Here is a 12,292-nt window from a genome sequence, read left to right on the forward strand (position 1 = left end):
TGGTTTAGAGCGTTTGAGTCAACTGATAATAACGACCTTGTTGTTCGAGCAATGAGGCGTGGCTGCCATATTCGACCACTTGACCTTGCTCGACCAGACAAATGGCGTCCATCTTATCCAAATGAACCAGTCTGTGGGTGATAAACAGGACGGTTTTGCCGACAAAGTGCTGCTCAAACAACGTCATGATCTGTTGTTCAGTTTGTTTGTCTAGCCCTTCCGTTGGTTCATCAAGCAGCAGAATCGGCGCATCATGCAGCAGCGCGCGGGCAATTCCGATGCGACGCTTTTCGCCGCCGGAGAGTTGTCTTCCGCCGTCCCCAAGCCAAATATCTAATCCTTGAATGTCGAGCAGTGCAGCAAGGCCAACTTTATCCAGTGTCGCGCTGAGCTCGGCATCATCGGCCTCTGGCTTAGCCATCAATAAGTTATCACGCAGAGAGCCGTTCAGTATGTCGACCCGTTGGCTCACCACACTAATAGCAGCTCGCAGCTGTGATTCACTCCACGCCGCTATTGGGCGCCCAGCGAGGCGTATCTCACCTTGATTGACATCCCAGTAGCGGTTGAGTAACTGAATCAAGGTCGATTTACCACTGCCGGTTTGGCCGACAATAGCGACACGATGTTGAGAAGGTATGGCAAGGGTAACGTCTTTAAGCACCGTTTGATGGCTATCAGGATAAGAGAAGGAGACCTGCTCATACTCGATGGAAAATTCGTTTTCATGTGCCACATCTTGGTCAGGAAAGACCACATCCGGCGTAGACAAAATAATGTCATTGAGACGTCTTGCGGAAGTGAGCGTTTGGCCTAAATGCTGGAAAGCCGCCGCAATCGGCATTAGGAGCTCAACGCTGGCCATGGTGGCAAAGACCACCAACGCAATTTTAGGATCAGGCGACAAGCCGCCCACGCCGTCCGCCGCCAACCACAGCATTAAGACTAACGTCCAGCCATTGACCAGCAGTAACAGCGCTTGCGCTAACCCGGAAACATGAGCGTTGAGGCGCTGATTGGTAAGCAGTTTGTATTGGGCGTTGAGGATCGCGTCTCGGTAGCGCCGATTGGCGCCAAATAACGTCAGTTCGCTGTAGCCTTGCAGCCAGTCGAGCGTAGTAACGCGCAGATCCGCTTTATGTTGTGTCAAATCACGGCCATTGCGTTTGCCTAACTTATAGAACAAAACAGGCCAGGTGAACAAGACCACCAATAGAATGGCGCCTAGCGTTAACCCTAACTGCTGATCAAACCAAGCGACCAGCGCAGTGAGACCAAGGATACCGAGGGTACCAACGATCATTGGGCTGACTAAACGTAGGTAAACGTGATCCATCGCATCAATATCAGACACTAGGCGGTTGAGCAGATCGGCATCGCGCAAGTTTGACACTCGGCCCGGAATGAGCGGTGCGAGCTTGCTGAAGAAGAAAATACGCAGATCGGTGAGCAGTTTAAATGTGGCGTTGTGGCTGACCACGCGCTCACCCCAGCGTCCTGCGGTGCGTCCCATGGCAAATCCACGCACAAACGCCCCGGGTAACATGTAGTTGAAGGTTTCCCGTGCAATAGTCAATCCGGCCACGGCGGCGGCAGACAAAAACCAACCGGACAGTGTTAATAGGCCGATGGAGGCAAACAGAGTAAGCAGCGCCAGTAGCATACCGAGCGACAAGCCAAACCAATGCTTTTTATACAATTTGAGGTAGGGGGCTAATTCACGCATCCAGGTTCCCCTTATCGGTGTTTGTCATAGACATACTGGCGTCCAACATCTGCGCAAAGCGTCCTGGTTGATGGGCTAAGCTGGCGAAGTCCCCACATTGAATCAACTGACCTTTGTCCATCACTAAAATCTGATCCACATTCTTTAAGGGCGTGAGTTGGTGAGTGACCATCAAACAGGTTTTGTCTTTGATTTTTGCATCCAGACCTTGCATAACAAGACGCTCGCTACGTGCATCTAAGCTGGCGGTTGGCTCATCGAGGAGCCAAAATGCGCCGTCTTGAATCATAGCTCGCGCCAGGGCTAAGCGCTGCGCTTGACCGACGGACAAGCCACCGCTTCGGTCTGTCACGACATACTCTAACCCGTGATGTTCGACAAATTCTCGGCTGAAGGATTCATCAAGCGCGCTATCCAGCGCTTGTTGGCTCGGCTTGTTGACCCCAAGCGTGAGGTTGTCATAAATGCTGCCGTGCAGCAGCAGTGGGTTTTGTCCTACCCAACTAATCTGCTCGCGCCAGTGCGCCAAATCCAACTCACAGCGCTCAACGCCATTAATGGTTAAGCTGCCTTGGTAAGGGAGGAAGCCGAGTAGGGCGTTAATCAGGCTTGTTTTCCCCGCACCGCTAGGGCCGACGAGTGCGCAGGTTTCCCCTGCTTTTACTTCGAAACTGACAGGGCCGAGTAGCGCTGTACCTTGTGGAGAATAAACGCTTAACTCTGTGGCCTTAATGGTTATCTTGGCCGGTTCAGTCAACTTGCGATCGCCCGATTTTACCGAAGTGACATCGGTATTCAGAAACGCCACGATGCTTTCTGCAGCGCCAACGGCTTGTTGCTTGCCATGATAAAAAGTCCCTAAGTCACGCAGCGGTTGGTAAAACTCCGGGGCGAGAATTAACACAAATAGGCCAGAAAATAGGGTGACGCCCGCGCCGTAGTCACCGAAATTGAGCTCACCAATAAACGCGAAGCCGAAATACACCGCAGTGAGGGCGATAGAGATAGAGGTGAAAAACTCCAATACAGCCGAGGATAGAAACGCAATTTTCAACACGTCCATCGTGCGGGTACGAAACACTTCAGATGCGCCGCGCAGCGTGTCGGTTTCTGCGCGCGTGCGATCAAACAGTCGAATGGTGGTCATCGATTGTAAGCGGTCATAAAAATGGCCAGACAGACGTTGCAGCGCCTTGAAGTTTTTGCGGCTGGCATCCGCCGCTTTGATGCCCACTAAGGCCATAAACAGAGGCACAAGGGGGGCGGTGATCAGAAATATCAGCCCGGCTGCCCAGTTGACAGGGAAGACCACTACTAAGATAACAAGCGGTATCAACACGGAAAGGGCCATTTGCGGTAAGTAGCGAGCGAAAAAGTCGTGCATATCTTCGACTTGTTCCAGTAACAGCGTTGCCCACGCCCCAGCAGGCTTCCCTTTGATATACGCTGGGCCGAGTTCGTCGAGCTTGTCGAGAATCAATTGACGAATATAAACGCGAATCTGTTCGCCGCAGCGAAAGCCGGCGATCTCTCGTCCCCAAGCGCACAGCGCACGCACAACGACAGTGGCGGCGAGCCCTGCGAAATGGGGCATAAGTTCGGTTTTATCGACGTGTTCGATAATAAGAGCATGCAATATGTGAGCGAGGAGTGATGCACCAATCAGCAAAAATACGCTTGAGAGCACACCAAGGCCAACGGCAATCATCAACCAGCGCTTGGCTTGGCGACTTTGCTGCTTTAGCCATTGATTCAAGCTACGCTGTTTCTTTTTATCCATGGTAAAGGCTTAATGAGAATTATTATTTTGATTTAAGCCGCGCATTATACAAAAGAAAACCTCGCGGGAATACCGCGAGGTTTTAGGGATTTGAGATAAGCGCCAAAAAGCGCCACAAGCGATTGGCCGTTAGGCTGATTGCGTATCCGCGAGTCCATCCAGGTATCGCTCTGCATCTAACGCTGCCATACAGCCCGTTCCCGCAGAGGTGATCGCTTGACGGTAATTGTGATCCATAACATCACCTGCTGCAAAAATGCCAGGGATGCTGGTTTGGGTCGCGTTCCCCTCTAGACCCGATTTCACCACGATGTAGCCATCTTTCATTTCAAGCTGATCAGCGAAAATGGCGGTATTGGGTTGGTGACCGATGGCGATAAATGCCCCCATTACGTCGATTTGCTCAACCGCATCGGATTGGGTGTCCTTGATGCGTACGCCTGTTACGCCCATGTCATCGCCAACGACTTCTTCAAGAGTACGGTCGGTGTGCAGCACAATATGGCCGCTTGCCACTTTATCCATCAAGCGTTTGATGAGGATCTTTTCCGCTCGGAACGTATCGCGGCGGTGAATCAAATGCACTTCAGAGGCGATGTTGGATAGGTACAGCGCTTCTTCAACCGCGGTGTTACCACCGCCCACGACCGCGACTTTCTGGTTACGATAGAAGAAACCGTCACAGGTCGCACAGGCGGAAACACCGCGCCCTTTAAACGCTTCTTCTGACTCCAGACCAAGGTATTTTGCCGACGCGCCAGTAGAGATAATAAGAGCATCACAGGTGTAGTGACGGCTGTCGCCTTTGAGCGTAAATGGACGCTGACTGAAATCCACTTCATTGATGTGATCAAACACAATCTCGGTTTCAAAGCGTTCTGCATGCTCTTTCATTCGCTCCATTAAACCGGGTCCGGTGAGACCTTCAGGATCGCCAGGCCAGTTTTCCACTTCCGTTGTGGTGGTCAACTGACCGCCTTGCTGCATGCCGGTAACCAGTACTGGGTTAAGGTTGGCTCGTGCGGCGTAAACCGCTGCCGTGTAGCCAGCAGGGCCAGAACCGAGAATGAGTAATTTACAGTGTTTTACGTCGCTCATTTGTGCTCCATCGCGGTGACGCTTATTGATTTTTAACTTCTCGATTATATGGGGCTAAGCACGGCGTTAACAAGGTCTGTCACTGGAATAAATGGTTATAGATTAGATCAACAAGGGTGGAGTGTGGGCGCAAAAACAGTCACTAACTCTTTGATTACAAGCATCCTCTCCAATTTGACTAGTGAACCGTGCTGGTTTTCTCATCTTCCTTTGTTATCAAATGGTTTACTTCACTAACTATTAATCATTAATTGGATAAACATGTTGTATTGTCAATATTGTTGGATGTAAATGCCAAATAAATTTGATTTAACGGGATATGTGCGCAAATAATAAATGTAAAATATATGTTATAAAAATTGCAGTGTATCTTCATTAAGGAGTCGATGATGCTACATAACCATGAAACAACCCTACAATTAACTCAGCTTAGTGAGAAGGCGATTCAACAACTAGCGCCTTCCTTTTCCCATCTTCCGCACACTGAGCACGCCGATGGTCAGTATCGTCTGCGTCGCTACTCCGTGGTAGCTTTTCGTGATGGACAAGTGGTTGATCTGGATAAGCATGAGTTTATGCAAACCAACGATATCAACCGTTTTCAAGGGGATGTAGTGCGTCAATTCGAACCCATTGAAGCCTCGACCTTGCAAAGTGATGGCATGAGAGAGATCTGTGAGGTGTTTGTCGAATCGAACGGTTTGGCCAATGGTCAGGAGATCGAAATTCATCAAATCCGTATTTCTGCGGTTTACGACGAAACCCAAGTGGCGCCAGAGGGCGTCCACCAAGATGGCTTTGACCATATTGCGATGGTCGGGATGGGCCGCCACAATATCGAAGGGGGTGACATCATGCTCTACAACAGCTTCAATGAAGCGCCGTTTTTTAGAAAAACCTTACAAAGCGGTGAAGTGGCGATGCTGGCTGACAACAAACTTTGGCACAATGCGACGCCGATTCGCACCGTGATAGAAGGAGAAGAAGGGCATATGGATGTGTTTGTGTTGACGGCAAAGGATGCGGTAAATGAACTTCACTCCTAATTTAGTCCGCTCACAATTTGGTGCCTTAAATCAGATCCACAACCAATTGCCAGTCATCTTTCTCGATGGTCCGGGCGGCTCACAAGTGCCATTTTCGGTTCTGGAAGCGATGCAGGGTTACCTTGGTCAATACAACGCCAATTTGGGTGGACACTATTTCTCCAGTCAGCACACGACCTCGTTGATGGCCAAAGCGAGGGAGGCCGCCGCTGCGCTACTCAACGCGCCTTCGGCTGACAATATTGTCTTTGGGCCTAACATGACCTCGCTCACTTTTCAGCTTAGCCGGGCCATCAGCCGTGACTGGCAAATCGGTGATGAAGTGATTGTGTCAGCGCTGGATCACTATTCGAACGTCTCTAGTTGGCAGCAAGCGGCGCAAGATAAAGGCGCGGTGGTTCATCAAGCACGCGTCAATCAAGACGATTGCAGCTTAGATATTGACCACCTGCTCACGTTACTTTCACCGCAAACTAAACTGGTGGCGCTGACTTTGGCGTCGAACACCACCGGTTCTATTGTGGATGTCAAACGTGTCGTTGAGGCAGCGCAACAAGTAGGCGCTATGGTGTACGTTGACGCAGTGCATTACACGCCGCATCACTTGGTGGATGTGATGGCACTCGGTTGTGACTTTCTTGCCTGTTCCTCCTATAAGTTTTTTGGTCCTCATGTCGGCATAGCGTATGTGGCGCCAAAATGGTTGCAGGCACTCACGCCTTACAAGGTGGAGCCCGCAACAGACTTAGGCCCTGGTCGCTTTGAGACGGGTACGCAAAACTTTGAAGGCTTGGCTGGGCTGATTGCCGCGGTACACTATCTTGCTCAGTGGGGCGAACAAGGCGATTCGTTACGTGACAAATTGGTGGTTTCATTTCGTCAATACAATCAGCATGAAACGGCGCTCAACGAGCGTTTTCTCTCTCGTTTGGATGAGCTACAAGGTGTCACCTTGTGGGGGCGGACTCATGCGAGCAGTGAGCTGCGCACGCCGACCTTTGCCTTAACCTTTGATGAGTTTACGCCAGAAGAGGTCGCGAAACGTTTGGGTGAGCGCAACATTTGTGTTTGGAGCGGCCATTTTTATGCACTGGGTCTGGTGAAGCAATTAGGGCTTGAAGCCAGTGGTGGTGTATTGCGTGTCGGTTTTATGCACTACAACACGCTACAAGAAGTGGATCTGTTTTTTGACGAGCTAAAACGCATTCTCAATCCATAGCACATCGCCACACTATCCTAACGTACAAAAAGCGCCAAATGGCGCTTTTTGTACGTTAGGAAAAAGACTATGCGATCCACTCATCATTAAGTCTGCTAATGCGGTTGGGGCAGTGATTATGCACTCACTTCCACTTCGTAAGAGGTGAATTTACGAATATTGATCACACCTGTGTCAAAAATCATGTATTGACCTTTGATGCCTTGTAGAACGCCACTCACGACAGGTTCTTTGTCAAAGTTGTGCGAGGTGATCTTAGTCGGGTGCTCTGTCACGGGGTAGTGAATCGGAGTTATCTGGCTCGGTAGCACCTCAATCGCGTCGTCACCAAATTGTTGTTTGATCTCGGCGATCTTCTCTTCAACCAGCGGCAGTAGCTCGGCAAACTTCTCTTCCAGCGCTATTGGGGCACCGTCTTCTTTAAGCAGGGTTCGCCAGTTGGTTTTATCAGCAATGTGTTTGGCCAATTCCACTTCAATCAGACCAGAAATATGGCGAGTTTTCACTTTAAATATGGGAAGACCTTGCGTGGCCCCTTGGTCAATCCAGCGGGTTGGGAGCTGGGTGTGTCTGGTAATACCCACCTTGAGACTAGAGGTATTGGACAGATACACATAGTGATCGACCATGCAGTTCTCTTCGCCCCACTGCGGCTCACGGCAGGTGCCTTGATCATAATGGCAGGTTTCTGGCTTCATGATGCACATATCACAACTGGCCAGTTTTTTCATACAGACAAAGCAGTGACCTTGTGAGTAACTTTTTTTGGTTTTCTTGCCACACGAACAGCAAAAGATGTTTCCAGTGTGCGTTAGGGTCAGCGTTTGACCGATGAGTGGGTTGAGTGCGACAGATGACTCACCGACAGGCAGTGAGTATTGGACTTGCTCTCCCAGCGATGCCGTCATTTTGCTGAGGGTGCCTTTTACGATTAGTGACATGACATTACTCTGTTTTATTTTTTATCCGCATGGCTTACGCCAAATACGTGTTCGGCCTGAGTGTAACAGAAAACAGGATGGGATTCTTGCTACCATTTTTCGCGACATTGGCCGAGATTCTCGGGCGAATGTGTGACATTGAGTCAAGGATAATGTCGCATTGTGGTAGAGTCTGTCTCATACTTTATTGACTCTTTTCGTTATAGCTATGGGTGTAGATTGAAAGCGATCCATAAAACGGTATTTGGCCTTGTGGTGCTGACCTTAGTGGTGGTGTTGCTGTATGGGATATATGGTGACCGACGAGTGTTAGCCGTGACGCCCGATGCGTATTCGTTTTATCCGACCAGTGATCAAGGCCAAGGCGGACGGTCTCAAGCATCGTTGGCGACAGAGTATCAGCGCAGCGTACTCCAATGCAAAATTCGCTCATCGGAGAAATACCGTTGGCCCTATTGTGGCGTCGCTATTCATATTGATAGCCAGCCTGATGTCGGGCTTGACCTGACCCATTATCACACCATCAAACTTGCTGTTTCACTCACAAATCAAGAGGGTGAAAGTGTGCCAATGCGCTTTTATTTGCGCAATTTTAATCCAGCCTATTCAACCATCGAAGATGAGTATACTCACAAATACAACGGGCTTGAGTTTCTGCCACCTGCTTCTGCGCAAGAGATGACATTACCCAAAGCCAATTTACAAGTGATGACGTGGTGGCTGGCGGATTTGGATATTCCTATTGAACATGCCGCGCCTGAGTTTACCAATGTGAATCGAATTGAGTTTGCCACCGGGTCAGGCATGGACGAGGGCGACTACACTCTGGTGATTGAGCGCATTGAATTCATCGGGGAGTATGTCTCTGGCGAAACCTTGATGGCGCTATTGTTGGCCTGTTGGGTGGGCTTAGCACTGTCTTACAGCATGTACGAAATTAAGCGAAGTCGCCTTGCCATTCAACGAGTCAAAGCGCGCCAACATCACTTACACGCGATGAACCAATCGTTGCGCGCTAAGAACATCGAGTTTGCCGAGCTTGCGCATCGCGATCCCCTTACCGGCGCGATGAATCGCCACGCGATCCGAGATTGGCTCAACAAGCATTATGATGATCTGCCGATAGGCGGCAAAGTGTTGTCGATTCTCTATTTGGATATTGACCATTTTAAACAGGTCAATGATGAGCATGGCCATGCCATTGGCGATGACATTTTAAAAGAGTTTACTATGGTGCTGCTGACGTCGCTCCAAGCAGAGCAGCGTTTGGTTCGTTGGGGCGGCGAAGAGTTTGTGGTGTTCTGTCCGGGGATGAATGTGCTCGACACCTACGAACTTGGCGAGCGGCTACGACGTAAAGTTGAGGCGCACATTTGGGTGCACGGTGATCCGCTCACCACCAGTATTGGTGTGGCAACACTGGGCGAAGAGCGCACCAATGAGATGTTGATTCGTGCGGATGAAGCGCTCTATAAAGCCAAGCGCAGTGGGCGGAATCGTGTTGAACTGAGTGAGTAGTGGCGTTATTGCGCTGATTCTGCGTCGCTGCCCGCTGCATCTAGATACTCGAACAGCGGTTCGTCTAAGTCGTCACTCTCTACCTGTTGTTCGACGGGCTCGGCGCTGGCCATAATTGGCTCTTTGGGGCCAAGAAATTTAGGCTTGGCGTTAGTGATGTAAAGGTCCAACACCGCTTTTGCCCGCGCAAACACTTCTCTTAAACGCACCTTAGATCCCGATTGATCCGATGGGCCTGCGACGGCATAACAGCGGGCGTTGATTTTGTGATAGTTGGCGATGAACAGCGCGCGTTCACAGTGAAATTTCTGGGTGATGATTAAGAAGTTATCGGTATCGAAAATCTCCTTGGCACGCACCACAGAGTCAAGGGTTCGAAAACCCGCGTAATCGAGAAAAATGTGGTTTTCTGGAACGTTAGCGCGCAAAAGATCGCGTTTCATTGTCCAGGGCTCGTTATACGAACGGTGGGCATTGTCACCGCTGAGCAAAAAGTTCGATACTTTACCTTGATCATAAAGAGCGATCGCGGCGTCAATACGGTTGATGTAGTATGTGTTGAGTATTTTACCGAGGTATTTGCTCGTCCCGAGAACCACGGCCACATCAAATTGGTCAATTTGCTCCGCGCTGGTAAACAACTGCTCGCGAGTTTGCATCGATACCCAACGATCGATCGCGACTAACGCGATGGCGAGCGCAATCGTGGCCAATAGCAGCCATTTCACCAGTGATTTGATAATTCCCAGTGTGTGTTCGGTGGTTGAGCGGCGGTGAAACAGTTTACGCACTAAATTTGTCGATTCCTTTGAGCCCATAATCCTATGATGATGAAACAGAGTATCACGATGGAAAACATCATCCCAGGTTGGAGGTTTCTCAGTGTCATATTGAGGTAAGGCGTTGCTTTTACGATGATTAAGCCGTAACCAAACGCATTAATCAAGATAAACACTCCGGTGCGGATTAAGAAATGGTAAGGGCGTAACCAACGTCTCAAAAGCGCGTTAATATCACCACCGCCCATGACGAGCAAACAGGCGATGAGTGCAGTGGATATTTCACTGAGGTAGGGCAAAAGCCCGCGACCCAATGGGTCAAGATAGTTAAATACAATCATCATAAATAAAAGCGCCCCTGCTGAGCAGAGGCGTTGAGACGGGTTAGAATGCAGTACGTTTGTAGCGGCGGTAAACTGGCTGCCAGAAACTATTATCAATCGCTTCTTCTAGCGCTTCGTCAGTAATCTCAAGGGCGACCCCTTGTTCAATGGCTTTTTTACCCACGGCGAAGGCAATCTTCTTCGATACAGAATGAATCGCTTCGAGCGGCGGTAGCAGCGCCCCTTGACCATTAATCGCCAGCGGTGAGCAGGTCGCCAATGCGCGGCTTGATTCCATCAGCATTTCGTCTGTCACTCGCTTAGCTTGTACGGCAAGGACACCCAAGCCGATGCCTGGGAAGATATAGCTGTTGTTGCACTGTGCGATCGGGTAGGTTTTGCCGTCCAACACCACCGGCGCAAACGGGCTACCTGTTGCAACCAGTGCTTCACCATTTGTCCAGCGAAGGATGTCGTTTGGGGTTGCCTCCACGCGGCTTGTTGGGTTCGACAGTGGGAACACAATCGGGCGAGGGCAGTGCGCGTGCATCTCTTTGATCACTTCTTCACTGAACAGCCCTGGCGCGCCTGAAACACCGACCAGCACAGTTGGTTTGGCGTTGCGGATCACATCAAGCAGCGAGAAGCCAGTCCCTTCAGATTGCCACGCTTTGGTGTTGCTGTGTTTTTGTACCAAACGCTGTTGGAAATCGAGTAGATTTGGCATGCCTTCTTGAAGTAGGCCCCAACGGTCGACCATGTAGACTTGAGAGCGCGCTTGCTCATCAGAAATCCCTTCAGAGACCATTTGCGCGATGATCGCTTCAGCAATGCCGCAGCCAGCCGAACCTGCGCCCAAGAAGGTGACGCGTTGCTCAGAGAGTTTGCTGCCAGCTGCCTGACACGCGGCCAACAACGAGCCCACAGTGACGGCAGCAGTGCCTTGAATGTCATCGTTAAAGCAACACACGCGGTTTTTGTATCGCTCAAGCAGTGGCATTGCGTTCTTCTGCGCGAAATCTTCAAACTGAATCAACGCGTCAGGCCAGCGGCGGGCAACGGCTTGCATGAATTCTTCAACAAATGCGTCATACTCAGCACCAGTAATGCGCGGATGACGCCAGCCCATATACATAGGGTCAGCGAGGCGTTGCGGGTTGTTTGTACCCACATCCAATACGATCGGAAGTGTGTAGGCAGGGCTGATACCGCCACACGCAGTGTAGAGCGCCAATTTACCAATTGGAATGCCCATGCCGCCAATGCCTTGGTCGCCCAAGCCGAGGATACGTTCGCCATCGGTCACCACGATCACTTTGACGTTGTGGTTCGATGCATTGTTGAGGATATCATCAATGCGATCTCGATTGGCGTAAGAGACGAACAAGCCTCGTCCGCGACGGTAAATATTGGAAAAATTCTCACATGCTGCCCCAACGGTTGGGGTGTAGATGATCGGCATCATCTCTGAGACATGATTTTGCACCAAGCGGTAGAAGAGCGTTTCATTAGTGTCTTGAATGTTGCGCAAGTAAATGTGCTTATCCATGTCATTTTCGAAGCTTTTGTACTGTTGGTAAGCGCGTTCAACCTGTTCTTGAATGGTTTCCGTGGTTTCGGGAAGTAAACCTTCTAAGTTAAAAGAACTGCGTTCTTCTGCGGTGAACGCACTGCCTTTGTTGAGCAGAGGAGTGCTAAGAAGTGCTGGCCCTGCAAAAGGGATATAGAGTGGGCGTTTATCGTTATTCATCACATGCCTATAAGTAGGGTGTTGGCCAATGGACCTTTGGAACTAGGAACCCGAAAATGATAGGGATTCGCAAACCTAAAGTAAACCGAATATTAAACGCACGCACAGAGGG

At 50.2% G+C, this 12,292-nt stretch carries 10 protein-coding genes; 3 read left to right on the forward strand and 7 right to left on the reverse strand.

Annotated features, from left to right (window positions below; genetic code table 11):
• Positions 1-4 precede the first annotated feature (4 nt).
• The 3 genes from cydC to trxB all read right to left on the reverse strand — a co-directional run bounded on the left by cydC (position 5) and on the right by trxB (position 4,604).
• Positions 5-1,726: a heme ABC transporter ATP-binding protein/permease CydC gene (gene cydC, locus AC6R1A_RS17205; protein ID WP_500630405.1), complete on the reverse strand. Its 1,722-nt coding sequence runs from the start codon at positions 1,724-1,726 to the stop codon at positions 5-7.
• A complete protein-coding gene (gene cydD, locus AC6R1A_RS17210) occupies positions 1,719-3,506 on the reverse strand; it encodes a heme ABC transporter permease/ATP-binding protein CydD (protein WP_500630406.1) in 1,788 nt (595 codons plus the stop codon). Before cydD ends, cydC begins: the two co-directional genes overlap by 8 nt.
• Before the next feature lie 129 nt (positions 3,507-3,635).
• Positions 3,636-4,604 carry a thioredoxin-disulfide reductase gene (gene trxB / locus AC6R1A_RS17215; RefSeq protein WP_334552431.1) on the reverse strand — a complete coding sequence of 323 codons (969 nt, stop codon included), beginning with the start codon at positions 4,602-4,604 and terminating at the stop codon, positions 3,636-3,638.
• 386 nt (positions 4,605-4,990) lie between these two features.
• On the opposite strand from trxB, the gene AC6R1A_RS17220 reads away from it, so the two are divergent.
• Together AC6R1A_RS17220 and AC6R1A_RS17225 are read left to right on the forward strand one after the other, a co-directional pair.
• Positions 4,991-5,650, forward strand: a complete 660-nt coding sequence (locus AC6R1A_RS17220) for a 2OG-Fe dioxygenase family protein (RefSeq protein WP_500630407.1) — start codon at positions 4,991-4,993, stop codon at positions 5,648-5,650.
• Positions 5,634-6,869 (forward strand): cysteine desulfurase-like protein, encoded by a 1,236-nt coding sequence (locus AC6R1A_RS17225; protein ID WP_500630408.1) that lies wholly within the window; start codon positions 5,634-5,636, stop codon positions 6,867-6,869. Before AC6R1A_RS17220 ends, AC6R1A_RS17225 begins: the two co-directional genes overlap by 17 nt.
• Before the next feature lie 116 nt (positions 6,870-6,985).
• Here AC6R1A_RS17225 and AC6R1A_RS17230 read toward each other — a convergent pair whose 3' ends face one another.
• Positions 6,986-7,810, reverse strand: a complete 825-nt coding sequence (locus AC6R1A_RS17230) for a DUF2797 domain-containing protein (protein WP_500630409.1) — start codon at positions 7,808-7,810, stop codon at positions 6,986-6,988.
• Between the two features lie 219 nt (positions 7,811-8,029).
• On the opposite strand from AC6R1A_RS17230, the gene AC6R1A_RS17235 reads away from it, so the two are divergent.
• The gene (locus tag AC6R1A_RS17235; protein ID WP_500630410.1) at positions 8,030-9,328 is read left to right on the forward strand and encodes a GGDEF domain-containing protein; all 1,299 of its coding nucleotides are present in this window, start codon (positions 8,030-8,032) and stop codon (positions 9,326-9,328) included.
• Positions 9,329-9,333: 5 nt separating this feature from the next.
• Here AC6R1A_RS17235 and AC6R1A_RS17240 read toward each other — a convergent pair whose 3' ends face one another.
• The 3 genes from AC6R1A_RS17240 to AC6R1A_RS17250 are packed head-to-tail and all read right to left on the reverse strand — an operon-like array spanning position 9,334 to position 12,180.
• On the reverse strand, positions 9,334-10,146 hold the full coding sequence (locus AC6R1A_RS17240; RefSeq protein ID WP_500633793.1) for a SanA/YdcF family protein: 813 nt from the start codon (positions 10,144-10,146) through the stop codon (positions 9,334-9,336).
• Complete coding sequence (locus AC6R1A_RS17245) at positions 10,119-10,448, reverse strand: DUF3392 domain-containing protein (RefSeq protein WP_500627734.1); 330 nt, start codon at positions 10,446-10,448, stop codon at positions 10,119-10,121. Before AC6R1A_RS17245 ends, AC6R1A_RS17240 begins: the two co-directional genes overlap by 28 nt.
• A gap of 43 nt (positions 10,449-10,491) precedes the next feature.
• Complete coding sequence (locus AC6R1A_RS17250) at positions 10,492-12,180, reverse strand: NAD-dependent malic enzyme (RefSeq protein ID WP_500633794.1); 1,689 nt, start codon at positions 12,178-12,180, stop codon at positions 10,492-10,494.
• Between the last annotated feature and the right edge of the window lie 112 nt (positions 12,181-12,292).

This window comes from Vibrio sp. R10-SG3-ISO3 (assembly GCF_059834225.1).